23 protein-coding genes are annotated in these 23,144 nt (G+C 71.1%); 15 read left to right on the top strand and 8 right to left on the bottom strand.

All coding sequences use genetic code 11. The annotated features are described in order from the left end of the window. Positions 1–31: 31 nt before the first annotated feature. Together I53_RS03530 and I53_RS03525 are read left to right on the top strand one after the other, a co-directional pair. Complete coding sequence (locus tag I53_RS03530; protein ID WP_043346730.1) at positions 32–637, top strand: sulfite oxidase-like oxidoreductase; 606 nt, start codon at positions 32–34, stop codon at positions 635–637. Further along, on the top strand, positions 612–1,361 hold the full coding sequence (locus tag I53_RS03525) for an FAD-binding oxidoreductase (protein WP_236952710.1): 750 nt from the start codon (positions 612–614) through the stop codon (positions 1,359–1,361). Before I53_RS03530 ends, I53_RS03525 begins: the two co-directional genes overlap by 26 nt. A gap of 133 nt (positions 1,362–1,494) precedes the next feature. On the opposite strand, the gene I53_RS03520 is transcribed toward I53_RS03525, so the two are convergent. Further along, a complete protein-coding gene (locus I53_RS03520) occupies positions 1,495–2,592 on the bottom strand; it encodes a calcium:proton antiporter (protein WP_043346728.1) in 1,098 nt (365 codons plus the stop codon). A 349-nt stretch (positions 2,593–2,941) separates the two neighbouring features. Here I53_RS03520 and I53_RS03515 point away from each other — a divergent pair, with 349 nt between their 5' ends. Continuing rightward, complete coding sequence (locus I53_RS03515; RefSeq protein ID WP_043346726.1) at positions 2,942–4,693, top strand: DEAD/DEAH box helicase; 1,752 nt, start codon at positions 2,942–2,944, stop codon at positions 4,691–4,693. A 55-nt stretch (positions 4,694–4,748) separates the two neighbouring features. Here the strand turns inward: I53_RS03515 and I53_RS03510 are convergent, their stop codons facing one another. Beyond that, a complete protein-coding gene (locus tag I53_RS03510; RefSeq protein ID WP_043346724.1) occupies positions 4,749–5,636 on the bottom strand; it encodes a hypothetical protein in 888 nt (295 codons plus the stop codon). A gap of 277 nt (positions 5,637–5,913) precedes the next feature. On the opposite strand from I53_RS03510, the gene I53_RS03505 reads away from it, so the two are divergent. The 7 genes from I53_RS03505 (at position 5,914) to I53_RS03475 (ending at position 11,310) form a co-directional block, all read left to right on the top strand. Then, complete coding sequence (locus tag I53_RS03505; protein WP_043346735.1) at positions 5,914–7,395, top strand: ATP-binding protein; 1,482 nt, start codon at positions 5,914–5,916, stop codon at positions 7,393–7,395. After that, complete coding sequence (locus tag I53_RS03500; RefSeq protein ID WP_043346723.1) at positions 7,392–8,066, top strand: response regulator transcription factor; 675 nt, start codon at positions 7,392–7,394, stop codon at positions 8,064–8,066. Before I53_RS03505 ends, I53_RS03500 begins: the two co-directional genes overlap by 4 nt. A gap of 3 nt (positions 8,067–8,069) precedes the next feature. Further along, entirely contained in the window at positions 8,070–8,768 is a 699-nt protein-coding gene (locus I53_RS03495; protein WP_170861868.1) for a TenA family protein, read from the top strand. Positions 8,769–8,784: 16 nt separating this feature from the next. After that, positions 8,785–9,594 (top strand): DJ-1/PfpI family protein, encoded by an 810-nt coding sequence (locus I53_RS03490; RefSeq protein WP_043346721.1) that lies wholly within the window; start codon positions 8,785–8,787, stop codon positions 9,592–9,594. A gap of 114 nt (positions 9,595–9,708) precedes the next feature. Then, positions 9,709–10,170 (top strand): TerB family tellurite resistance protein, encoded by a 462-nt coding sequence (locus I53_RS03485; RefSeq protein WP_043346719.1) that lies wholly within the window; start codon positions 9,709–9,711, stop codon positions 10,168–10,170. 15 nt (positions 10,171–10,185) lie between these two features. Further along, positions 10,186–10,590 (top strand): CidA/LrgA family protein, encoded by a 405-nt coding sequence (locus I53_RS03480; RefSeq protein ID WP_043346716.1) that lies wholly within the window; start codon positions 10,186–10,188, stop codon positions 10,588–10,590. A gap of 3 nt (positions 10,591–10,593) precedes the next feature. Beyond that, complete coding sequence (locus I53_RS03475; protein ID WP_043346714.1) at positions 10,594–11,310, top strand: LrgB family protein; 717 nt, start codon at positions 10,594–10,596, stop codon at positions 11,308–11,310. A 4-nt stretch (positions 11,311–11,314) separates the two neighbouring features. Here I53_RS03475 and I53_RS03470 read toward each other — a convergent pair whose 3' ends face one another. Further along, on the bottom strand, positions 11,315–12,412 hold the full coding sequence (locus I53_RS03470) for an NAD(P)/FAD-dependent oxidoreductase (protein ID WP_043346712.1): 1,098 nt from the start codon (positions 12,410–12,412) through the stop codon (positions 11,315–11,317). A 302-nt stretch (positions 12,413–12,714) separates the two neighbouring features. Here I53_RS03470 and I53_RS03465 point away from each other — a divergent pair, with 302 nt between their 5' ends. Continuing rightward, positions 12,715–13,122: a MucR family transcriptional regulator gene (locus I53_RS03465; protein WP_043346732.1), complete on the top strand. Its 408-nt coding sequence runs from the start codon at positions 12,715–12,717 to the stop codon at positions 13,120–13,122. A 39-nt stretch (positions 13,123–13,161) separates the two neighbouring features. On the opposite strand, the gene I53_RS03460 is transcribed toward I53_RS03465, so the two are convergent. The 3 genes from I53_RS03460 to I53_RS03450 form a co-directional block, all read right to left on the bottom strand. Further along, on the bottom strand, positions 13,162–15,834 hold the full coding sequence (locus tag I53_RS03460) for a glucosidase (RefSeq protein WP_043346709.1): 2,673 nt from the start codon (positions 15,832–15,834) through the stop codon (positions 13,162–13,164). A 103-nt stretch (positions 15,835–15,937) separates the two neighbouring features. Beyond that, entirely contained in the window at positions 15,938–16,720 is a 783-nt protein-coding gene (locus I53_RS03455) for a fumarylacetoacetate hydrolase family protein (protein WP_043346708.1), read from the bottom strand. A 109-nt stretch (positions 16,721–16,829) separates the two neighbouring features. Then, entirely contained in the window at positions 16,830–17,495 is a 666-nt protein-coding gene (locus I53_RS03450) for an HAD-IA family hydrolase (protein ID WP_043346706.1), read from the bottom strand. 210 nt (positions 17,496–17,705) lie between these two features. Between I53_RS03450 and trpA the strand changes: the two genes are divergently transcribed. The 4 genes from trpA to I53_RS03430 all read left to right on the top strand — a co-directional run bounded on the left by trpA (position 17,706) and on the right by I53_RS03430 (position 21,988). Next, on the top strand, positions 17,706–18,545 hold the full coding sequence (gene trpA / locus I53_RS03445) for a tryptophan synthase subunit alpha (RefSeq protein ID WP_043346703.1): 840 nt from the start codon (positions 17,706–17,708) through the stop codon (positions 18,543–18,545). An 80-nt stretch (positions 18,546–18,625) separates the two neighbouring features. Continuing rightward, positions 18,626–19,522, top strand: a complete 897-nt coding sequence (gene accD, locus I53_RS03440) for an acetyl-CoA carboxylase, carboxyltransferase subunit beta (RefSeq protein ID WP_043346702.1) — start codon at positions 18,626–18,628, stop codon at positions 19,520–19,522. A gap of 7 nt (positions 19,523–19,529) precedes the next feature. Beyond that, complete coding sequence (locus tag I53_RS03435; protein WP_043346700.1) at positions 19,530–20,855, top strand: folylpolyglutamate synthase/dihydrofolate synthase family protein; 1,326 nt, start codon at positions 19,530–19,532, stop codon at positions 20,853–20,855. 233 nt (positions 20,856–21,088) lie between these two features. Further along, entirely contained in the window at positions 21,089–21,988 is a 900-nt protein-coding gene (locus I53_RS03430; protein ID WP_043346698.1) for an outer membrane protein, read from the top strand. 120 nt (positions 21,989–22,108) lie between these two features. On the opposite strand, the gene trxA is transcribed toward I53_RS03430, so the two are convergent. Both trxA and I53_RS03420 read right to left on the bottom strand, forming a co-directional pair. Next, the gene (trxA, locus tag I53_RS03425) at positions 22,109–22,432 is read right to left on the bottom strand and encodes a thioredoxin (RefSeq protein WP_010682902.1); all 324 of its coding nucleotides are present in this window, start codon (positions 22,430–22,432) and stop codon (positions 22,109–22,111) included. Positions 22,433–22,636: 204 nt separating this feature from the next. Beyond that, a partial coding sequence (locus I53_RS03420) for a PD-(D/E)XK nuclease family protein (RefSeq protein ID WP_043346696.1) occupies positions 22,637–23,144 on the bottom strand: 508 nt, incomplete at its 5' end.

Raw genomic sequence — 23,144 nt, 5'->3', positions numbered from 1 at the left:
CCCGGGGGAGAACGAGAGGGCGGCCACCCGCATGGTGACACGGGGCTTCGTCGGACGCAGGCAGCCGCCGGAAACGGGCGCGCGCCTGCCGCCGGGTCAGTATCTCACCGACGATTTCCCGATCCTCCAGATCGGCCCCAACCCGACCGTTGACCTGGCCACCTGGACGTTCACGCTGCGCGCGGGATCGCGGCCGATCAAGGCGTGGAGCTGGGCGGAATTCGAGGCCCTGCCTCGCACCACCTGGAAGGGCGACATCCACTGCGTCACCAAGTGGTCGAAGTTCGACACGACCTGGGAAGGCGTCAGCTTCGACGACCTGCTGGCGGATGCCGGGATCGAGGCGCCGACGAACTTCCTGCTCGCGGAATCCCACGACGACTACACCACGAACGTGCCGGTGGCCGACCTCGTGGGCGGCCGCGCCCTGGTGGCGACGCGCTACGAGGGCCAGCCGATCCATCCGGATCACGGCGGCCCGGCGCGGCTCTTCGTGCCGCACCTCTATTTCTGGAAGAGTGCCAAATGGGTGAAGGGCCTGCGCTTCACCCAGGTGGACACGGCCGGCTTCTGGGAGCTGCGCGGCTACCACATGTACGGGGATCCCTGGCGTGAGCAGCGCTACATCGGTGATTGAGTCGGCGATCGAGCCCGTCGTCTTCCGCTGGCACGAGGCGGAGATCACCGCGCTCTCGCCGGTCACGCCGCACGTGAGGAGCGTCCGGCTGCGCTGCAGCCTCGCCGAGGCTTACCGGGCCGGGCAGCACGTCGATGTCCGCCTCACCGCCGAGGACGGCTACCAGGCGCAGCGCAGCTACTCCATCGCCTCGGCCCAGGACGGCAGCGGCACACTGGAGCTGATGATCGAGGCCCTGCCGGACGGCGAAGTCTCGGGCTGGTTCTCGCACTTGGCCGAAGTCGGCGACAGGGTCGAGCTGCGCGGGCCGATCGGCGGCTCGTTCTCCTGGGACGGCCCCGATGGCGGGCCGCTGCTCCTGGGCGGCGGCGGGTCGGGCGTGGTGCCGCTCCTGGCGATGCTGCGGCGGCGGGCGCAGGGCTGGCGGCAGATCCCGGCGGCGCTGATCTACTCGGCCCGCACCCGGGCGGAGGCCATCGCGGTGGCCGAGTTGGAGCGGCTCGCGGAAGCCGATCCCAACTTCTCCCTGCATCTTGCGACGACGCGCGAGCCCGGCGGCAAGCGGATCGACGCGCCTCTCGTCGCCGATGCCCTCGCGCGGATCGGGGCGCCCGGGAAGGTCTTCCTCTGCGGCTCCAACCGGTTCGTGGCCGCAGCCTCGGACCTGATCCTGGCGGAGGGCGTCGCGCCGGGCCTGATCCGCACCGAGCGCTTCGGCGCCTGAGCGCCGGGGCCCCGCGCCGGCATGGCGGGGCGAAGGCGGAGTCGATCAGGTCCCCGTCTGCAGGACCTGACGGAGCCCGTCTCGAAGTGCGCAGAGGAAAGGCCGTCGGTGACGAACCCGATCCCCGCGAGGATCACGGGCTGAAGATCAGCACGAGGTAGACGAAGAACAGCACGAGATGCACCGCGCCCTCCAGCACGGTGGTGCGCGAACCCGAGAAGGTCTGCGCGCTGAGGATCAGCGTGACGGCGAGGAGGGTCATCTCGGTGGGCTTGAGGCCGAGCACCACGGTCTGGCCGGTGAGCAGCCCGATGGTCAGGATCGCCGGCACGGTGAGGCCCACCGTCGAGGTGGCCGCGCCGAGGCACAGATTGATCGCCCGCTGGAGTTCGTTGCGGGCCACCGCCTTCAACGCCGAGATCCCCTCCGGGGTGAAGACGATGGCGGCGATCAGCACGCCGCCCAGCGCCGAGGGCGCGCCGAGGGCCGCGATGCCGTGGTCGAGGATCACCGCGAGGCTCTTGGCGAGGATCACGATCGGCAGGACGTTGGCGAGCAGCAGCCCGATATGCTTGGCGATGCCGCCCCCCGAGATCGAGTCGGCGCCGTGGGGCGCCTCGGCGCTCTCGCGGGCTTCCGCATCGATGAAGAAGTCGCTGTGGCGGCCGGTCTGGATCAGCAGAAACACGCCGTAGAGCGCGAGGGTGAACACCGAGAACGTCACCGCCTGCAGGATCGTCAGGGTGCCGTCGCTGGTGGAGCTGGTGAAGTTCGGGATGATCAGCGCGATGGTGGTGAGCGGGATGATCACCGACAGGAAGGCCGAGGCGCCCTGAAGGTTGTAGCGCTGCTGGTGATGGCGCAGGCCGCCGACCAGGAGGCCCAGCCCGACCACGCCGTTCAGCACGATCATCAGGACCGCGAACATCGTATCGCGCCCCAGCGTCGGCGCGTCCTTGGCCGACAGCATCACGGCGGAGATCAGCGCCACCTCGATGATGACGATCGAGAGGGTCAGCACCAGGGTGCCCAGGGGCTCGCCCAGACGGTGGGCCAGTTCCTCGGCCTCGTGCACCACCCCGAAGGCCGCCCAGACGATCACCGCGAGCAGCCACGCGAACAGGCCGCCGGCGAAGAGCGGCCGCGACAGGTCTCCGAGCCAGTCCTTGCCGAACCACGCGAAGGCCAGAACCGTCGCCCAGGCTACCGCCACCCGCAGGGCTGCCATCATGATGAACGTGTACTCCGGTCGGGGCGCGTCGCGGCTGCGACAGGCGAAACTTGACCGTGCCTTAGCAGGTCGCCGCACCAGAGTCGGCCCTTCGTCCCGGCCTCGTCACGGCTTCGCACCGCTCGCAAGGACGCGGTCCACGGCAAGTCGTCCGGTGGAAGGTTCGAGCACCCCGCAACCGGCGCGTCCGGGATTGAGCGCCTGCAACCGCCCCATGCTGCGGCGGGAGTGGTCAGGCGGCTCGCGACGCGTTACCGTCTCGACACCCGAATAAAGTCCGGCGCCTGATTCCCCCGCCGCGCGATGGCGCGCTGCCGGGCGCGGCACGGCCGTTGAGAGTTTCCGAAGCTTGCCTTTCCCGACCCTGCCCGCCCCCCTCGCGCGGGCCCTGAGCGACCGCGGCTATGCCGATCCGACCCCGGTCCAGGCCGCCGTGCTTGAGGCCGCCGCCGGCTCCCGCGACCTCCTCGTCTCGGCCCAGACCGGCTCCGGCAAGACCGTGGCCTACGGCCTCGCCATGGCCAGTATCCTGATCGGGGAGGCCGACCAGCTGCCACCTCCGGCGGCGCCCCTGGCCCTCGTGATCGCCCCGACCCGGGAACTCGCCCTGCAGGTGCAGCGCGAGCTGTCCTGGCTGTACGGACCCGCCGGCGGCCGCGTCGCGGCCTGCGTCGGCGGCATGGACCCACGCCGGGAAAGCCGGATGCTGGCGGAGGGCACCCACATCGTGGTGGGCACGCCGGGGCGCCTGCGCGATCACCTCGAGCGCCGCAACCTCGACCCGACGGCCCTGCGGGCCGTGGTCCTCGACGAGGCCGACGAGATGCTCGATCTCGGCTTCCGGGAGGATATCGAGTTCATCCTCTCGGCGACGCCGCCGGAGCGGGCCACCTACCTGTTCTCCGCGACCCTGCCGAAGGCGATCGAGACGCTGGCCGAACGCTACCAGCACGGCGCGCTCCGTCTGGCGATCAAGGGCGAAACCAAGGGACATGCCGACATCGCCTACCGGGCGGTGCGGATCATGCCGCGGGAGACCGAGCACGTCGTGCTCAACCTCCTGCGCGAGGCCGATGCCGCGACCGCGATCGTCTTCTGCAACACCCGCAACGCCGTCCGCCATCTCCAGGCCAGCCTGACCGAGCGGGGTTTCTCCGTGGTGGCGCTGTCGGGCGAACTCGGCCAGGCTGAGCGCAATGCCGCGCTCCAGGCCCTGCGCGACGGTCGCGCCCGGGTCTGCGTCGCCACCGACGTGGCCGCCCGCGGCATCGACCTGCCGTCCCTGAGCCTCGTCATCCACGCGGACCTGCCGCACGATGCCGAGGTGCTCCAGCACCGCAGCGGCCGTACCGGTCGCGCCGGCCGCAAAGGCACCTCGGTGCTGCTCATCCCCAATTCCCGGCGACGCCGCGCCGAGCAGATGTTCGCCATCGCCAAGGTGAGCCCCGAATGGTCGGGGCCGCCCTCGGCCGACGAGATCCGGCGCCTCGACGGCGAGCGCATGCTCTCGGATCCGCTCTTCGCCGAGCCGCCCGCCGAGGAGGATGTCGCGCTCGCCGAGACGCTGCTCGCCGGCAAGAGCCCGGAGGAACTGGCTGCCCTGCTGGCCCGCGTCTACCGCACCCGCCTGCCGGCTCCCGAAGAGGTCAGCGATCCCGGAGAGGGCCGCGCCCCCCGGGGCGAGCGTCCGCCCTACGACCCGATGGATCCAGAGCGGATCGCCGCCATGGGGCCGGCCGTCTGGTTCCGCCTCAACCTCGGCCGCCGCGACAACGCCGACCCGCGCCGTCTGCTGCCGATGCTGACCCGGCGGGGCGGCATCGGGCGCCAGGAGATCGGTGCGATCCGGATCTTCGACCGCGAGACCAAGTTCGAGGTGCGGGGCAACGCGGCGGCACGCTTTGCCGAAGCGTTCGCCCGCAACGGCTCGCCGGATATCCAGGTCGAGGCGCTGGTGGGCGATGCGGGGCCGGATGAGCGCAGGGACCGACCGGGTGGTCCGAAAGGTTTTGCGAGCCCGCGCGCCGGGAAGCACCAGCGCAAGGTGGATCGCACCGGGCCGAAGAGCGACAAGGCCGGGCGCCATTCCGGACGGGCCTGAGCGCCGGATCGGAAGACTTGCCCGGCCCCCGCGCGTTGGGGGCCGGAGCCGCGGGTCAGAACACGTTCTTCACGGCGTTGCCGAGGGCGTCGACGCTTTCCTTCAGCTTCCGGCCGGCCGGTGCGAGGGACGGGAGCTTGATCCCGAGCACCTCGGTGTCCTCCGCCTCGGCGGGTTCTGCCTGAGCCACGGTCGCGGGCGCAGTGCCGGTGGCCTTCTCGGCCGCCCGCGCCGGCGCAGGCGCCTTGCGGGTCGCCACCGCCTTCGAGGCGGGCTTCTCGGGGCGCTCGATCTTCTGGGCGCGCTCGACCTTCTCGGCGCGCTCGACCGGCGCCGGGCGCTCGGTCCGCTCGGTGGCGGGAGCCGGATTCGGCACGGCCGGTTCAACGAGTTCGCGGGCCCGGACCGTCTCGGACGCGCGGGGCGTCTGGAGCGACGCCGTGCGGGTCGACGCCAGCGGCGCGACCTCCCGCGTGGCCGCCACCGGCATGACGGGGGTCGGGACCGGGATGCGCTGCGTCGGCGGGACCGGTGCCGCGGCGACCTTGGCGGGCTGTGAGGCGGCCGAGGGCGGGCCGGCGGGGGCCTTCGCGGGCGTCACGATGGGCGAGAAGGCCTCGGGCAGCGCGACCATCCGCAGGGCCGGCGCTTCGGGCTTGGCGGGCACCGCCGCCGCCGGCGCTGCCTGGACGGAGCCCTTGATCACGGGCAGCCCGTCCTTCAGCTCTGGCCAATCGGCGGCCTGCTTGGACGCGACGATCCGCACCGGCGTTGGCGCCGCGAGGCCGGCCATCACCGTCGAGGCGGCAACGCCGAAGCCCACCAGCGCGCCTGCGCCGGCTACGCCGAACAGCACGACCTTGAGGTTGAGCGACGGCCCGGGCTTGGCCGACGGCCTCCGGTCGGGCCGGGTCTCGGACGGGTCGAGGTTGAGATCGATCATGGTCCGGGGTCTCTGACTCGATACACGCCGCGCGCGACCGGGCTCCCCATGACCGGCCGCCACTCTTCGAGGATTCGAAGCTGGTTCGACTCTGTTGGCGATAGAGAAGCTGCAATACGGCGCAATGATGTCGGCCCGAATTGCCAGCCCAGCCAGTCGTGATCCGGCTATCCACAACATAACGCGCCGCCGCTTAAGAATCGGTATTCGGACCGCCCGTGCCGATGCGCGCGTCGGGGTCCGCGCGGCCATGGCCCGGTCGGCCGCGGGGCGCGGCATGGACTTCGCCGGCACGGTCGCTATGCGTCACGGTGTGGATACGAGCCCGACCCTGACCCCGAGATCCGCGGTACCCGCCGCGCCGATGAGACCCCGCCCCGGCCTTTGGCCCTGGTCCGGCTGGTCGACGCGCGCGCGGCTCGTCGCGGTGGTGCTGCTCATCGATGCCTTCGCGGCTTTGATCTCCTGCGCGGTCATCGTGCTGAACGCCCGGTCGGCGGTGCGCGTCGAGACCCGCGCCTCCCTCGCCACCGTCGAGTCGCTGGTGGCCGACACGATCCGCCTGTCCGACACGGCCTCCCCCGACACGCTGCTCCAGACGCTCGACCTCCGCTTCAAGGTCCTGCGGCATGTCCGGGTCGCGGTGCTCGATGCGGATGGCGACCAGATCGGCCGGCCGTTGCCGCCGACCCGCGCGGACCGGGAGGCACCCCACTGGTTCGCCGACCTGATCATGCCGCCGATCGAGCGCCACGCCCTGCCGATCGTCGTCGACGGGCGTCGGCTCGGGACGGCGCAGATCACCACGCAGCCGATGGACGAGATCGACGAGATCTGGGGCTATGCCCGTGCGCTCTCGCTGACCACCCTGGCGATCAATGCCGCGATGCTGATCGCCCTCTACATCGCCCTGGGCCGGATCCTCGCGCCGCTGCGGCGGCTCGGCGCCGGCCTGACCCAGCTGGAGCATCACGACTACACGGCCCGCCTGGAGCCGCCCGGTGCCCGGGAGCTGGCGGTGATCGCCGAGCGGTTCAACAAGGTCGCCGAGGCCCTGGGCGAGGTCCGGGCCGCCAACGGCCGCCTCAACCGCCAGCTTCTGACCGCCCAGGACGACGAGCGCCGCCGGACAGCCCTGGAGCTGCACGACGAGTTCGGCCCCTGCCTGTTCGCCCTGGAGGCCAACGCCGCCTCGATCGGCCGTATCGCCTCCGGCTCCGCCGAGCCCAGCCGCGAGAAGCTCGCCGCCCGGGCGGCCGAGATCAGCGCCATCGTCGGCCAGGTCCAGACGGTCAACCGGGAGCTCCTGAACCGCCTGCGGCCGCACGGACTCGGTCAGGCGCCCCTCGCGACCTGCCTGGACCTGCTCCTGCGCGGCTTCGGGCAGCGCCACCCCGGCCTCAGTTTCGTGGGCCGGTTCGACGGTCTGGCCAAGGGCTACGGCGACCTCGTGGACCTCACGGTGTTCCGGTGCGTGCAGGAGAGCGCCACCAACGCCGTGCGGCACGGCGCCGCGACCCGGGTGGAGGCCGAGGCGACCGAGGCCGAGGGCCGGCTCGACCTCACCATCCGCGACAACGGCACCGGAATCCCCCCGGAACACGGCACCGGGCTCGGTCTGTCGGGGATGCGCGAGCGCGTGGAGGCCCTCGGCGGCACCTTCGCCCTTGACAATGCCGGCCCCGGGGCGATCGTCCGGATCATGATCCCCGTTCCGCCTGACCGGGGCGACGAGACCAGCACCGCGCCGAGCGCATGAACGCCATCGCATCCCAGATCGACGCCGCCGCCACGCGCCTGCCGGTTCTCGTCATCGATGATCACCCCATCGTCCTGCAGGGCTGTCGACGCGTCCTGGAGGATTCCGGCGTGGAGACCATCGCGGAGGCGACCACCGTCGTCGGCGGCTACCGGATCTTCCACCGGCTCCGTCCGCCGGTGGTGATCTGCGACCTGACCTTCCAGGGCAGCGGCATGGCCGGCCTCGGCCTGATCCGGCGCATCCGGGCGGTGGCGCCCGAGACGCGCATCCTCGTCTTCAGCATGCACAACGACCCGGTGATCGTCGCCCGCGCCCTCGAGGCGGGGGCCCTCGGCTACGTCCTCAAGGATCACGCCTCCGCCGAGCTGTTCGAGGCCTTCGCCAAGGTGCGTATCGGCGAGGTCTACCTCGACCGGCGGCTGGCCACCGAGGTGGCGATGCTGCGCGCCGACGCCCGCCGCGCGCCGGAATCGCAGCTGACCCCCCGCGAGCAGCAGATCCTGGCGCGCCTCGCCCAGGGCCGCTCCTACGGCGCCATCGCGGCCGACCTGTCGGTGAGCTACAAGACCGTGACGAATGCCTGCTCGCAGATGCGCCAGAAGCTCGGCGTGCGCACCCTCGCCGAGCTGATCCACGTCGCCGTCACCCACGCGCAGCGGCAGGGCTAGGGCGTGGCGTCTCTCGGACTGGCCGAGGCGGGCGCGCCGGTCTCGTTCTCGCAGGAGGCCTGGGCGCGCAACGCCGCCGCCTACGAGACCATCCGGTCGATGCCGTTCAATGCCGAACTCGCCGCCGGAACGCTGCCGCAGGGTCGGTTCCGGCACTACATCGTGCAGGACGCGCACTACCTGATCGGCTTCGGCCGGGCGCTGAGCCTCGCCGCCGCGAAGGCGCCGGATCCCGACGCGATCGTGCAGTTCTCCCGGGCCGCGCAGGAAGCGATCGTCGTCGAGCGCGCGCTCCATGGCGGCTTCTTCCGCGACTACGGCATCGGCCCGGAGACCTTCGCGGCCACGCCCCTGACGCCGGCCTGCGATCATTACGTCTGCTACCTGCTCGCCACCGCCTATGCCGAGCCCTTCGCGGTGGTCTGTGCCGCGCTGCTGCCCTGCTTCTGGATCTACAAGGCGGTGGGCGACGACATCTTCGCCCGCGCCGCGCCCGGCAACCCGTACCGCGCCTGGATCGACACCTATGCGGGGGCTGACTTTGCCGAGGCGGTGGCGGCCATGATCGCCGCCACGGATCGGGCCGCGCGGGACGCGTCGGCGGCCGAGCGCGCGCGGATGCATCAGGCCTTCACGCAGGCCACCCGGCTGGAATGGCAGTTCTGGGACAGCGCCTACCGCGACGCGGCCTGGTCCCTGTGACCGGCCCGGCGCGCCCGTGACCGCGCCGGAGGCTCGCCGCCGGGATCTCGTCGCCGCGGCACTCGCCGCCGCCCTGGTCTGGCCGCTCCGTCCGGCGCAGGCCGCTGGCTCTGCAGACGCGCCGGACCCGATTTCGCCGGAGCCGATCCCGCCGGACCGCCCCGTCCGGATCGCCATGCTGCTCTATCCGGGCCTGACCGCCCTCGATCTCGTGGGCCCGCAGACCTTCCTGGCCGGCCTCGCTCCGGGCAGCCTCCACCTCGTCGGTGCGGAGACCGGTCCCGTCACGAGCGATACCGGCCTCGCCCTGGTGGCGACCCACAGCTTCGCGACCTGCCCGGCGGATCTCGACGTCTTGTTCGTGCCCGGAGGCGACGGCACGCCCGCCCAGATGGGCCATGCGGCGCTCCTCGCCTTCCTGCGCGACCGCGCCGCCCGGGCCGGCTGGGTCGTCAGCGTCTGCACCGGATCGCTGATCCTGGGGGCGGCCGGCCTCCTGCGAGGCTACCGCGCGACGTCGCACTGGAGCGTGCGCGACGCGGTGCTGCCGCTCCTCGGCGCCGAACCGGTGGCGGAGCGCGTCGTGTTCGACCGCAACCGCGTCACCGCGGCCGGGGTCTCGGCGGGGCTCGACCTCGGGCTGGCGCTCGCCGCCCGCCTGCGCGGGGCCGACTACGCCCGCACCGCGCAGCTCGTCGCCGAATACGCTCCGGCACCGCCGTTCCGGGCCGGCACACCGGCGGAGGCCGGTCCGGCCGTGGTCCGGGCCGCCGAGTCGATTCTCGCGCCGCTGGTGACGGGGGCCGAGGCCGTGGCGCGCCGTTGAGGGCCTCGCCGGCGATGCAACTTCGCCACGGTCGGGCGCCACGTGCGGCGCCGTGCTTGACGGAGCGACGCCGGGGACCGAACTGTTACGCTGCACGATCCCCCCGGAGCCGCCATGTCCCTGATCGCACGCCTGCGCGCCTACGCGGCCGAGGCTCTCGGCGTCGGCAACCCCGAGACCGTGGACGAGACGCATCTCGCGGCCACGGCGCTCCTCGTCCACGTCGCCCGGGTCGACGGCATTCTGGCGCCCGCCGAGAGCGAGCGTCTGTCGCGCCTCGTCCAGGGTCATTATGCCGACGGGCCGGATGCGGCACGGGCCCTGATCGAGCGGGCCGCCGCCATGGACTCGGAGGTGCGCGACGTGGCGAGCCTCGTGGAGATGATCCCCCACGAGGCCGACCGGGCCGAGCGCGAAGAGCTGCTGACCATGGCGTGGTCGGTCGCGGCGGCGGACGGCAACGTCGACGAGTTCGAGGAGGCCCTGGTCGAGCGCCTCGGCCGCCTGCTCGGTTTCGACGAGGCCGCCATCTCGGCCGCCCGGCGGAGCGGTCAGCAGGGTGTCGCGGCCGCCTAGCCCTCGCGTCCCGCCATGATCGCCAGTCTGGCGCTGATCCTGCTCGCCCAGCTGCTGGGCGAGGTCCTGGCGCGCGGCGCGGGCGTGCCGGTGCCGGGGCCGGTGATCGGCATGGGCTTGATGTTCGCGTTCCTGCTGCTGCGCGACAGCGCGGGGCTCGGCCTGTCGCGCTTCCTGCCGAAGCCGCTCACCGATGGGACGCTCGAAACGACGGCGCGCGGCCTGCTGATGAACCTGTCGCTCCTGTTCGTTCCGGCGGGGGTCGGCGTCGTCGGCCGCCTCGACCTGCTGCGGGCCCAGGGCGCCAAGCTCGCCCTCGTGCTGATCGTCTCGACGGCGCTGTCGCTGCTGGTGACCGTCCTGGTCTTCCGTGCCGTGGCCGCCCGGGTCGAACGGCGTCGACCCGACGGAGAGCCCTGACGCATGGGCGGCGATTTCTCGCTCTGGGTCTATCTCGCCAAGACGCCGCTCCTGTGGCTGACGGTGACGCTGACCGCCTACGTCCTGGCGGACCGGATCGCCGCGGCCACGGGCCGGCACCCGATCGCCAACCCCGTGCTCATCACCGTGGCCCTGGTCGGTGCGGTCCTGGCCATCACGGGCACGCCCTACGGGACCTATTTCGAGGGCGCGCAATTCGTCCACTTCCTGCTCGGACCCGCCACCGTGGTTCTGGCCATGCCCCTCTACGAGCGGCGTGCCACGGTCCTGCGCGCCCTCGCGCCGATGCTCGCGGCCCTCGCCGCCGGCTCGGCCACCACGCTCGCCGTGGTCATCGCCCTCGCGCGGCTCCTCGACATCCCGCAGCCGGTCCTCGTCTCGCTGGCCCCGAAATCCGTGACGTCGGGGGTGGCGATGGGTATCGCGGAAGCGCTGGGCGGCGATCCGACGCTCACGGCCATCCTGGTGATCCTCACCGGCATCATCGGGGCGATCCTGGTCACGCCGATGATGAACCTCCTGCGCATCCGCGACATGCGCGCCCGCGGCTTCGCGGCCGGGCTCGCGGCCCACGGCATCGGGACGGCGCGCGCCTTCCAGGTCAGCGAGGTGGCCGGGACCTTCGCGGGCATCGCCATGGGGCTCAACGCCTTCGTGACGGCGATCCTCGCCCCCCTGGCGCTGCACCTGCTGTTCTGAGGCCTCAGGCGTCCAGACGGTCGGCCACCGCCTCGGCGAGCGACAGGCTGGAGGTCAGCCCCGGGCTCTCGATCCCGAACAGGTGCACGATCCCGGGCAATCCGTGCTCCGCCGGGCCGTCGATCCGGAAGTCGGCCGCCGCCTCGCCCGGCCCCGTCAGCTTGGGGCGCAGGCCCGCATAGTCCGGATACAGCGCCCCGTCCGGCAGACCGGGCCAGTACCGCCGGATCGCGCCGTAGAAGGCCTCGGCGCGCCGGGGATCGACCCGGTAATCGAACCCGTCCACCCATTCCACGTCGGGCCCGAAGCGGGTGCGTCCGGCGAGGTCGAGGGTCAGGTGGATGCCGAGGCCGCCGTCGATCCGCGGCGCCGGGTAGATCAACCGCGAGAAGGCCGGCTTGCCGGTGCAGCCGAAGTAGTTGCCGCGGGCGAGGCGCAGCCTCGGGACGCGCTCGGCCGGGTAGCCCTCCGTGCGGGCGGCCAGGGCCGGGGCGCCGAAGCTCGCGGCATTGACCACCGCGTCGAAGGCCATCGTCCCCGGCTCGGCACCGCCGAACGCGGCCTGCCACTGCCCGTCCCGCTGCGTCAGGCCCTCCACCGGGGTGCGCAGGGCGAGGGCGCCGCCGTGGTCCTCGATCTCGCCGAGCAGGGCGAGCATCAGCGCATGGCTGTCCACGATGCCGGTGCGCGGCGAATGCAGCGCCACCGTGCAGGTGAGATTGGGCTCCAGGCGCCGGGCCGCATCGCCGTCGAGCAGCTCCAGGCCCGCCACGCCGTTGGCCTCGCCCTGCCGGCGGATCGCCGCGATGGTCTCGGCCTCGGCATCGTCGGACGCGACGATCAGCTTGCCGCAGGCGCGATGCGGGACACCATGACTCGCGCAAAAGTTGTATAGTCGATGCGAGCCCGCGACGCAGTGATGCGCGCGTTCCGAGCCGCTTGGATAGTACATGCCCGCATGGATCACCTCTGAGCTTCGGGCCGACACGCCGGTTCCGAAGGCCTCCTCGGCTTCCGCCACCACGATGGCGTGTCCGCGCAGCGCGAGCGCCCGCCCGATGGCGAGACCGACGACGCCGGCTCCGACGACCAGGACCTCCATGTTTTCGGGCTCTCCATCGCGCCCCGACGGGCAGGTGAGTCTTCAATACCGCACTTCAATCGGAACCACGACGCGTCCGTTGATTCGTCATTGACCCTAAATCTCAATCCTAAGTAGAAATATCGGCGTCACAAATGCGCGTTTCGGTTGTGGCGACGGTGATCTGGCGCATAATGGGTCATTCACCGCCTCCGGCCGGGGCCGAAACCGTCTCACGAACATAGATCCGGCCGTCGGCGGCGAAGCATCCGACGGAAGCCACGAGAGCCACAACCGAACAACGTCGAACCGAGGTGATGACCATGCCGACGACATCGCCGAGCGTCGAACTCGCCGCAAAGATCCTGAGCGCCTACGTCACGCGCAACAGCGTCCCGGCGGGAACGCTCCCCGACCTGCTCTCCGAGGTTCACCGCTCCATCACCGCCCTGGACCAGCCGGTCGAGCCGCAGGTGAAGCGCCCGACCGAAGCACAGATCCGCGCCTCGATCCGGCCGGACACGCTCATCAGCTTCGAGGACGGCAAGCCCTACAAGGCCCTGCGGCGGCATCTGACGATGCGCGGCCTCACGCCCGAGGCCTACAGGGCCAAGTGGGGCCTGCCGGTCGATTACCCGCTGGTCTCGGCGGTCTACAGCGCCCGCCGCTCGACGATCTCCCGCCAGATCGGGCAGGGGCAGCGCCTGCGGATGCAGCAGGCCGCGGAATAGCCGGCGCGATCCCTCGCCGGTGCCGGCGAGGGGCGACCGTCACGTCCAGTCCAAGGCCGGGACCTCGGCGCCCGCGGTCGCCACCTCCTGGATCAGCAGGGCCACGAGCCCCGACCATCCGGTCTGGTGCGCGGCGCCGACCCCGCGACCCGTGTCGCCGTGGTAATATTCGTAGAACAGGACCAGATCGCGGAAATGCGGATCCTCCTGTTCGATCCGGCTGTCCCCGTAGACGGGCCGTCGCCCGTCCGGGCCGCGGGTCGAGAGTCCGATCAGACGCCGTGACAGGTGGGCGGCGATCTCGCGCAGCGAATAGGTCCGTCCGGAACCGGTCGGTGCCTCGACCCGGAAATCCGGGCCGTAATAGTCGTGGAAGCGGTTCAACCCGGCGATCAGCAGGTAATTGACCGGCATCCAGACCGGGCCCCGCCAGTTCGAGTTGCCGCCGAACAGGCGCGAGCGCGACTCCGCCGGCTCGTAGGCGAGGCCCAGGTCGCTGCCGTTCCAGGCGAAGCAGAACGGCGCGTCCGCATAGACGCGGGAGACGGCCCGCAACCCGTGCTTCGAGAGGAACTCGTTCGGATCGAGGGCGCGCTGCAGCAATGCCTTCAGCCGGTGCCCGCGCAGCAGCGACAGCAGCGCGGTCTGGCCCTCGCCGGGTTCGTTCCAGCGCGAGACCAGGGTCGCGAGGTCTGGGCGGTTCTTCAGGAAGAACAGCATCCGGTCGCGCAGCGATGGAAGCCGCTCCAGATCGCACGCATTGATGACCGCCACCGCGAAGATCGGGATCAGACCGACCATGGTCCGGGCCCGGATCGGGAGGCGCTGTCCGTCACGGGTCTCGATCACGTCGTAGAAGAACCCGTCCGGCTCGTCCCAGACACCGGCGCCGGTGGCAGCCGCGATGAGGAGGAAGTGCTCGAAGAACTTCTCGGCCATGTCCTCGTAGGTCGGGTCCTCGAGGGCCAGCTCGATGGCGATCCGCATCAGGTTGAGAGCGTAGGTCGCCATCCAGGCCGTCGCGTCGGACTGGGTCAGCGAGGCGCCGTCGCCCACCGGCTTCGACCGGTCGAAGATGCCGATGTTGTCAAGGCCGAGGAAGCCGCCCTGGAACAGGTTGCGGTCGTCGGAATCCTTGCGGTTCACCCACCACGTGAAGTTCAGGGTGAGCTTGTTGAAGACCCGCTTCAGGAAGGCGTGGTCCGGCGTGCCGGTCAGCGCCCGGTCCAGCTCGAAGACCCGCCAGGCGGCCAGCGCGTGGACCGGCGGATTGGCGTCTCCGAAGCCCCATTCGTAGGCCGGCAGCGCGGCGTTCGGATGGGTGTAGGCCTCGTCGACCAGGAGCAGGAGCTGGTTCTTCGCGAAATCGGGATCGATCAGCCCGAACACGATGGCCTGGAGGGCCAGATCCCAGGAGGCGAACCACGGATACTCCCAGGCATCCGGCATCGAGATGATGTCGTTGGCCCGCAGATGGGCCCAGTCGCTGTTGCGGCCGTGCCGCCGCTCCGGCGCCGGTGCGGGCTGCGCCGGGTCGCCGGTGAGCCATTCGCGCACGTCGTAGTGGTAGAGCTGCTTCGACCAGAGCATGCCGGCGAGGGCCTGCCGTTGCACGAGCCGCATCTCGGGATCGGCGATCGGCGCCTGAAGCGCCCCGTAGAAGTCGTCGGCCTCCGCCTCCCGGTCGGCGAAGACGGCGTCGAAATCCGCGAAGGGCTCGCCCGGCGCGGTCTCGGGGCGCAGGCGCAGGCGCAGGGTCCGCGTCTCGCCGGGGCCGAGATGGAGATCGTAGCGGGCGGCGCACTTGGTGCCCGACAGGGCGTTGGCGGCGGCCCGGTTTCCGCCCGCGACGCACCGGTCGATCCCGTCCTTGTAGAAGCCCTCGGCCGAACCGGTGCCGAACAGCCGATGCGTGTTCGTCTCGTTCTCGGTGAACAGCAGCTCGCCCGCGCCCTCGGCGAAGAAGCGCAGGCCCGGCATCTCGGGATGGCGCGCCCAGACCGAGCCATCCGAACCGGCCATCAGCTCCGGCTTCTGGACGCTCTGCTTCCAGGACCATGTGTTGCGGGCCCAGAGCTGAGGCAGAAGCGTCAGGTCGGCGGGGTCCGGACCGCGATTGGTGGCGGTGACCCGCATCAGGATGTCGTCCGGAGACGCCTTGGCGTAGGCGATCGCGACGTCGAAATAGCGGCCGGCGTCGAACAGGCCGGTGTCGAGGAGCTCGTATTCCGGGTCGTCGAGACCGCGCCGCGCATTCTCCTCGACCAGCCGCTCATACGGAAAGGCCGCCTGCGGGTACTTGTACAGCATCCGCATGAAGGCGTGGGTCGGGATACCGTCGAGGTAATAGTAGAGTTCCTTGACGTCCTCGCCGTGGTTGCCTTCCTGATTGGTCAGGCCGAACAGGCGTTCCTTGAGGATCGGGTCCCGCCCGTTCCACAGGGCGAGGGACAGGCACCAGTTCAGATGCCGGTCGCCGAAGCCGCCGATCCCGTCCTCGCCCCAGCGGTAGGCGCGGGATCGGGCGTGGTCGTGGGGCAGGTAGTCCCAGGCGTCGCCGCCCGGGCTATAATCCTCCCGCACGGTGCCCCATTGCCGGTCGCTGAGATACGGCCCCCAGCGGCGCCAGGCCGGGTCGGAGCGGGCCTCCACGAGACGGCGTCCCTCGGCGGTCTCGAAGAGGTTGCGCGGCACGCCGTTGGGCTTGGTCATAGGCTCGCTGCTCCTGCCCCCGCGGTCGCATCAACCGATAGTGCCGCGCCGCCGGCAGAGAAAGTCCGGGCCCGCGCCGCGGCCCGATCCGCGCGGGATCGGGTCACACGATGCGGATCGACAGGTCCGGCAGGCCCTCGATCGAGCCCGCGAGGATGTCTCCCCGCACCACCGGCCCGACATTCTCGGGCGTGCCCGAGTAGACGATGTCGCCGGCCTTGAGCTCGAAGGCTTTCGACAGTTCGGCGATCTGCTCGGCCACCGACCAGATCATGTCCGACAGGTCCGCGTCTTGCCGGAGCGTGCCGTTGACGGAAAGCCGGATGCGCCCGCGCCCCGGATGCCCGACCCGTGCGACGGGCAGGATCGGCGTGATCGGCGCGGCGTGGTCGAAGCTCTTGCCGATCTCCCAGGGCTTCTTCTGGTTGCCCATGCCGCGCTGGAGATCCCGGCGGGTCATGTCGAGGCCGGTGGCGTAGCCGTAGACGTGATCGAGCGCCTGCCCGACCGGGATGTCCCGGCCGCCCGATTTCAGCACGGCGACCAGCTCGATCTCGTGGTGATAGTTCTGCGTCAGCGACGGATAGGGATGGTCGGCGAGGCCGTTCGCGACCACCTGCACGGCGTCTGCGGGCTTCTGGAAGAAGAACGGCGGCTCGCGGGACGGGTCGGAGCCCATCTCGCGGGCATGGGCCGCGTAGTTGCGGCCGATGCAGTAGATCCGCCGGACCGGGAAGACCTGCGCCTCGCCCAGGATCGGAATGGTGACCTGTGGCAGCGCGAACAGTGTGCCCGGCTGCGCCTCCCCTGCAGCGGCCTGACCGAGGGTCCCGGCACCGCCCACGGCGACCGCCCCGAGCACGTGACGCCTGTTGATCGTGGCCATGACCTTCGTCCCTCTGCCCGGCTGCGTGCTGCCGCGGACCGCACAACTCGGTCGGCGATACGACGGGGCTGCCCCGGCCGCCAGCGGATGCGGGCCTGGTCGGGGATCCTCAGCCGGCCCGTGTCACCCGGATCCCGCTCCGGTCTGCCGCGACGCGTAGCCGGGTGTAGTCCGCGATCGCGGGATGGCCGGTCGTCACCGGCTCGTGATGGGTCGCGGTGACCACCACGATGCCTGCGCCCGCGGCTTCGGCCGCCCGGATGCCGGCCGGGGCGTCCTCGAAGACGAGGCACTCCGACGCCGCGGCACCGAGGCGTTCGGCCCCCAGCAGGAAGCAATCCGGCGCGGGCTTGCCCTGCGCCACGTCCTCGGCGGCGACCAGGAGGTCGGGGACCGGCATGCCGGCCGCCGCGAGCCGGCGTTCGGCGAGCCGCCTGGGAGCCGATGTGACGATCGCCCAGCGCTCGCGCGGCAGCGCCTCCAGGAACGACCGCGCGCCCGGGATCGCGATGATGTCGCCGACATCCTCCATCTCGGCCTCGGTGATCGCGGCGGCCTCGGCTTCGGGATCGACGCCGGGCAGGTTCAGCCGCCGGATCGTCTCCACCGAGCGCACCCCGTGGATCGTCGGCAGGAAGGCGGCCACGTCGAGGCCGTGCGCCTCGGCCCAGCGCGACCAGATCCGCTCCGCCGACGCAATCGAGCTGATGATCGTCCCGTCCATGTCGAACAGGAGCGCGGCCAGGGGACGGGTCGGGAAAAATGTCTCGGGCATGGGGGACCGCTAGGCCGCCGCCGCCGCCCCGGCAACCGACCCGCGCGCATGGCCGCTTCACGCGGGCTGGCGAGCCTCCGGGACCGACTCGGCGCGCGAGCGGCGCGCTGTCGCGGGAGCCCGGCCCGCTTCACGGGCCGATGCCTTTGGTGTAGCGCGGGTGCAACCCCGGGCCGTCGGCGGCCCTGCAACCGCGAATATCATCCGACCATGCCGAGCCGCATCGACGCCACCTTTGCCCGCGCCCGCGCGGAGAACCGGTCCGTTCTCGTCACCTACGTGATGTCGGGCGATCCCGATCCCGAGACCTCGCTGGAGGTGCTGTCGGCGCTCCCGGGCGCCGGCGCCGACATCCTGGAATTCGGCCTGCCGTTCACCGACCCGATGGCGGACGGCCCTGCGATCCAGGCCGCCGGCCTGCGGGCCCTGAAGGCGGGCCAGACGGTCGCGGGCACCCTCGACCTCGTGCGCCGCTTCCGCGCCGGCAACGACACCACGCCTATCGTGCTGATGGGCTACTACAACCCGATCCACACCTACGGCGTCGACCGCTTCCTCGACGACGCGGTGGCGGCCGGCGTCGACGGGCTCATCGTCGTCGATCTCCCGCCCGAGGAGGATTCCGAGCTGTGCCTGCCGGCCCTCGGCAAGGGCCTCGCCTTCATCCGGCTCGCCACGCCCACCACCGACGAGCGGCGCCTGCCGGCGGTCCTCGCGAACACGGCGGGCTTCGTCTACTACGTGTCCATCACCGGCATCACCGGCACGGCGACACCGGATTTCGGCAAGGTCTCCGAGGCGGTCGCCCGCATCCGCCGCCACACCGAGCTGCCCGTGGTCGTCGGCTTCGGCGTCAGGACCGGCGCCCATGCGACGGCGATCGCCAAGGGCGCGGACGGCGTCGTGGTCGGCTCCGCCCTCGTGGACGCCCTGGTGCGCTCCCTCGACGGCGAGGGCCGGCCTCAGGCCGGAAGCGTCGCGGCGGTGACGGAGCTGGTGCGGGAACTCGCCGCGGGCGTGCGGGCGGCGGGCGTCGGACGGGCCGCCTGACGGCCGGATCGGGGACCCCTGGCGGCGGCGTGCGCCGCACCTGATATCTGCGCGGGCTTGAAGCGGACGGACGCAAGTCGATGGTCGAACCGATGAACTGGATCTCGGAGGTGGTGCGCCCCCGGATCAAGACCCTGTTCAAGCGCGAGACGCCCGAGAATCTCTGGGTCAAGTGCCCGGATACGGGGCAGATGGTGTTCCACAAGGAGGTGGAGGCCAACCACTGGGTCATTCCCGGCTCCGAGCATCACCTGAAGATGGGCGCCCAGGCGCGCCTGAAGATGATGTTCGACGAGGGCACCTGGATCGACGTGGCGCTGCCGGAGGTCGCCACCGACCCGCTGAAGTTCCGCGATGAGAAGCGTTACGTCGACCGGCTCAAGGAGGCCCGGGCCAAGACCGGCCTGCAGGACGCGTTCAAGATCGGCTTCGGCCGGGTCGGCGGCCTGCCGATGACGCTCGCGGCGCAGGAATTCGGCTTCATGGCGGGCTCCCTCGGCATGGCGGCGGGCGAGGCCTTCGTGCGCGGCGCCGAGACGGCGCTGGAGAAGCGCACGCCCTACGTGCTGTTCGCGGCGTCGGGCGGTGCGCGGATGCAGGAGGGAATCCTGTCCCTGATGCAGATGCCGCGGACCACGGTGGCGGTGCGCCGGCTCAACGCGGCGCGGCTCCCCTACATCGTGGTGCTGACGAACCCGACCACCGGCGGCGTCACCGCCTCCTACGCCATGCTGGGCGACGTCCACCTCGCCGAGCCGGGCGCCCTGATCTGCTTCGCGGGACCGCGGGTGATCGAGCAGACCATCCGGGAGAAGCTGCCGGACGGTTTCCAGCGGGCGGAGTACCTGCGCGAGCACGGCATGGTCGATCAGGTGGTCCACCGGCACCAGCTCAAGGAGACGATCACGCGTCTCTGCAGCCTCCTGACCCAAGCGCCCCAGGCCGCCGCGCCGGCGGCACCCTCCGAGGCGGCCTGACCCGGCGATGGCCTCGTCCGATGCCCTGATGGCGCGTTTCCTGGCGCTCCACCCCCGCACCATCGACCTGTCCCTGGGCCGGATCGAGCGGTTGCTCGCGCGGCTCAACCATCCCGAGCGCCGCCTGCCGCCGGTGATCCACGTCGCCGGGACCAACGGCAAGGGCTCGACCATCGCGTTCATGCGGTCGATCCTGGAAGCCGGCGGGCTGGCTGCGCATGTCTACACCTCGCCGCACCTCGTCCGTTTCCACGAACGGATACGCATCGGCGGGATCGGCGGCGGCCACTTCGTGGACGAGGATCGTCTCGCCGACGCGTTCGCCCGCTGCGAGACGGCCAATGCCGGCGAGCCGATCACGATGTTCGAGATCACCACGGCCGCGGCCTTCCTGCTGTTCTCCGAGAGCCCGGCCGACGTGCTGCTCCTGGAGGTCGGCCTCGGCGGCCGGCTCGACGCCACCAACGTGATCGACCGGCCGGCCTGCGCGGTGGTCACGCCGATCGGCCGCGACCACGCCGAGTATCTCGGCGACACGGTCGAATCGGTCGCGACCGAGAAGGCCGGGATCTTCAAGCGCGGCTGCCCGGCGGTGATCGCCGCCCAGGATTACGCCGAGGCCGATGCCGTCCTCTGCCGGCGTGCGGAAGCCGTCGGCGCCGGGCCGGTGTTCGTCGGCAACCAAGACTTCTCCGTGCACGAGGAACGCGGCCGCCTCGTCTATCAGGACGAGACCGACCTGTTCGATCTGCCGCGGCCGCGCCTCGCCGGGCGCCACCAGCTGGTCAATGCCGGCACGGCGATCACCGCGCTGCGCGCCGCCGGATTCGGCGATATCGGCACGGCGGCCCTGGAGCGGGGCCTCACCGAAGTCGATTGGCCAGGGCGTCTGCAGCGTCTCGGTCGCGGCCGTCTGGCCGCCCAGCTCGATCCCGGCACCGAGCTGTGGCTCGATGGCGGCCACAACATCGACGGCGGCCGGATCCTCGCGGCCGCCATGGCGGATCTCGGCGAGAAGAGCGACGTGCCGCTCGTCCTCGTGGTCGGCCTCCTCGGCACGAAGGACGCCGACGGGTTCCTGCGCAATTTCGTCGGACTGGCCCGCGCCCTCGTGGCCGTCCCGATCACCGGGACCATGGCCGCGCGCCCGGCCGAAGAGGTCGCGCGGATCGGCGAGGAGGTGGGTCTCTCCACCTACGCGGCGCCGAGCATCGAGGCAGCCCTCGCCCTGGTGCGGGACATCGCCTTCGAGCGCCCCCCGCGAATCCTGATCTGCGGCTCCCTCTACTTGGCCGGCATGGTTCTCGCCGCCAACGACACGCCGCCGGTCTGAGTCGTCTCCAGTGCGGCCGACCTGCGCGCGGCCGCCGTATCAAGTGGCGGGAACGCCGGACATCTGTGAAGTCCGGATTTTGCATTCGAAAATCCGTCGAATCGCCGCAATCGCGCGGATGGAAACCCGTCCACGGCCACGCTTTCCTCCCGCTGTGGCAGCTAAGCTACATCCTCCCGGGGCTCGATCGCATAATTTCATCGGCGATCGGGCTTATGCTGGGGATCACAGTAATGAAGAAGCTTCTCACGTCTCTCGCGGCTTTCACCGCACTCACCGCTGCCGCTTCGGCCGCCGACCTTCCGCGCCGCGCTGCGCCGCCGCCGGTGTTCACGCCCGTTCCGGTGTTCACCTGGACCGGTGCCTACTTCGGTATCAACGCCGGCTACGCGTTCGACGCCAGCAGCAACTCGACCCGCGGCTTCGTGCAGACGCCCGGCAACCCGGTCGCTCTCGTCCCGGGCGGTCTCGTTCCCTACCAGGCCCTGCTGCCGAACGGCTCGTCGCTGATCTACAGCAACGACAGCCGCGAAGGTTTCTCGGGCGGTGGCCAGATCGGCTACAACTGGCAGCTGACCCCGGGCTCCGGCGCCGTGATCGGCTTCGAGGCTGATGCCCAGTACCTCGACTTCGGCCGTCGCGCTCGCTTCGCCACCAACGCCGTGGCGATCAACCCGGGCTTCATCCCGGTCAACGGCACGCTCAACACCATCGACTTCTTCGGCACCGTCCGCGGTCGTCTCGGTTGGGCCTTCGACCGGACCCTGGTGTACGCCACCGGCGGTTTCGCCTACGCCACCGGCACGGATGACGGCGCTCGCGTCGGCCTGCAGAACTTCGCTGGCCGCCGGAACGACTTCAAGACCGGCTGGACCGTCGGCGGCGGTGTCGAGTACGCCCTGCCCACCGACTCGTTCCTGAACTTCTTCCGCTCCTCGGCCGTCACGCTGAAGGTCGAAGGTCTGTACGTGAACCTCGACAACAACAACGGCCGCGCCCAGGCGCCGCTGGTTGGTGCTGCGATCTCCCCGGTCGGCCTCGTGCCGGTGTACTCGCTCTCCGGCATCAGCCGGAACGAGAACGCCTTCGCCGTCGTCCGCGCCGGCCTGAACTACAAGTTCGGCTCGTACTAAGACCTGATCCCGGATCCCGGGCTCGACCCCGGGATCCACCAACAATCTTGGGCTCGAAACCGAGAAAGCCCGGCCTCGCGGCCGGGCTTTCTTTTTTATCGTCTAGGTCTTGGGAGTGGCTCAGGCGGTCTGGGCGCCGATCCAGCGCGACAGGTCGCCCTTCGGGGCCGCGCCGACCTTCTGGTCCACACGCTCGCCGTTCTTGAACAGCAGCAGCGTCGGGATCGAGCGGATGCCGTACTGGGCGGCGATCTGCGGATTCTCGTCGACATTGACCTTGGCGATCTTCACCTTGCCCTGCAGGTCGGTGGCGATCTCCTCGAGCGCCGGACCGATCTGACGGCACGGGCCGCACCACTCCGCCCAGAAATCCACCACGACGGGCTCGGCGGACTTGAGAACGTCCTGCTCGAAGCTCGCGTCGGTTACCTTCACCGTCGCCATAACGTTACCTTTCGGAAGCCGCCGTCCGTCGGACGGCGTCGAACGGGCAGGGGCCCGTGCGGTCCCGCCAGAATTGGCGACGCCCCGGCGCGCGGTCAAGAAGTCCGACCGACCCGGCCCGGCGGCCGTCGCGGTGGGCGCACCACAGATGTGCGGTGCCGCATGCCGGTCGCCGTGCTCGCCCGGACGGCCGGAACGGACCATTCACGCCTCGATACCGACCCGGTCCAGTGCCGCCGCAACGTCGTCGGGGCCGAGGGTGCGGATCACCGGGCCCGAGGTCCAGACGAGGATCGGCTGGATCGTCCGGCCCGGATAGATCTGCGCGAGAAGGCGCGCATAGAGGGCGATCTGGCCGGCCTCCGCCGCGGGGAGGGGGGCGTCGGGTTCGGGCGGGCGGCCGGTCTTGAAATCCGCGATGCGGACGACGTTCGCCGTCACCGCGAGGCGATCGACGCGTCCCTGAACCGCGCGCTCCGCGCCGGCCGCCCGGACACGCCCCGACAGGGCCACCTCGGCGCGGGCATCCGGGCTGAAGAGAGGCGCGAGATCCGGGTCATCGATGATTCGAAGGACCGACCGGACGATCGCGTGCGGGGCCGCCCGCGGGAGGCCGGGCGCCCGGGACCGCACGAAGGCGAACCCGGCCGCTTCCCGGCGGGCGGGCTCCACGCGGGGCAGGTGCTGGAGCAGGGCGTGGATCAGGATCCCG

This window comes from Methylobacterium sp. B1, from assembly GCF_000333255.1.
GTDB lineage: Bacteria > Pseudomonadota > Alphaproteobacteria > Rhizobiales > Beijerinckiaceae > Methylobacterium > Methylobacterium fujisawaense.
Note: the sequence above shows the minus strand (reverse complement) of the source record. Positions and strands in the feature narration are given on the sequence as shown.

Bases quoted from the DNA above. Each gene is read 5' to 3' on its own strand.
- trpA (WP_043346703.1), top strand. From the start codon at position 17,706: ATGCCGAGCCGCATCGACGCCACCTTTGCCCGCGCCCGCGCGGAGAAC.
- I53_RS03500 (WP_043346723.1), top strand. From the start codon at position 7,392: ATGAACGCCATCGCATCCCAGATCGACGCCGCCGCCACGCGCCTGCCG.
- I53_RS03470 (WP_043346712.1), bottom strand. From the start codon at position 12,412: ATGGAGGTCCTGGTCGTCGGAGCCGGCGTCGTCGGTCTCGCCATCGGG.
- I53_RS03530 (WP_043346730.1), top strand. From the start codon at position 32: ATGGTGACACGGGGCTTCGTCGGACGCAGGCAGCCGCCGGAAACGGGC.
- I53_RS03465 (WP_043346732.1), top strand. From the start codon at position 12,715: ATGCCGACGACATCGCCGAGCGTCGAACTCGCCGCAAAGATCCTGAGC.
- I53_RS03510 (WP_043346724.1), bottom strand. From the start codon at position 5,636: ATGATCGATCTCAACCTCGACCCGTCCGAGACCCGGCCCGACCGGAGG.
- I53_RS03460 (WP_043346709.1), bottom strand. From the start codon at position 15,834: ATGACCAAGCCCAACGGCGTGCCGCGCAACCTCTTCGAGACCGCCGAG.
- I53_RS03475 (WP_043346714.1), top strand. From the start codon at position 10,594: ATGGGCGGCGATTTCTCGCTCTGGGTCTATCTCGCCAAGACGCCGCTC.
- I53_RS03455 (WP_043346708.1), bottom strand. From the start codon at position 16,720: ATGGCCACGATCAACAGGCGTCACGTGCTCGGGGCGGTCGCCGTGGGC.
- I53_RS03485 (WP_043346719.1), top strand. From the start codon at position 9,709: ATGTCCCTGATCGCACGCCTGCGCGCCTACGCGGCCGAGGCTCTCGGC.
- I53_RS03505 (WP_043346735.1), top strand. From the start codon at position 5,914: ATGGACTTCGCCGGCACGGTCGCTATGCGTCACGGTGTGGATACGAGC.
- trxA (WP_010682902.1), bottom strand. From the start codon at position 22,432: ATGGCGACGGTGAAGGTAACCGACGCGAGCTTCGAGCAGGACGTTCTC.
- I53_RS03480 (WP_043346716.1), top strand. From the start codon at position 10,186: ATGATCGCCAGTCTGGCGCTGATCCTGCTCGCCCAGCTGCTGGGCGAG.
- I53_RS03430 (WP_043346698.1), top strand. From the start codon at position 21,089: ATGAAGAAGCTTCTCACGTCTCTCGCGGCTTTCACCGCACTCACCGCT.
- accD (WP_043346702.1), top strand. From the start codon at position 18,626: ATGGTCGAACCGATGAACTGGATCTCGGAGGTGGTGCGCCCCCGGATC.
- I53_RS03520 (WP_043346728.1), bottom strand. From the start codon at position 2,592: ATGATGGCAGCCCTGCGGGTGGCGGTAGCCTGGGCGACGGTTCTGGCC.
- I53_RS03435 (WP_043346700.1), top strand. From the start codon at position 19,530: ATGGCCTCGTCCGATGCCCTGATGGCGCGTTTCCTGGCGCTCCACCCC.
- I53_RS03450 (WP_043346706.1), bottom strand. From the start codon at position 17,495: ATGCCCGAGACATTTTTCCCGACCCGTCCCCTGGCCGCGCTCCTGTTC.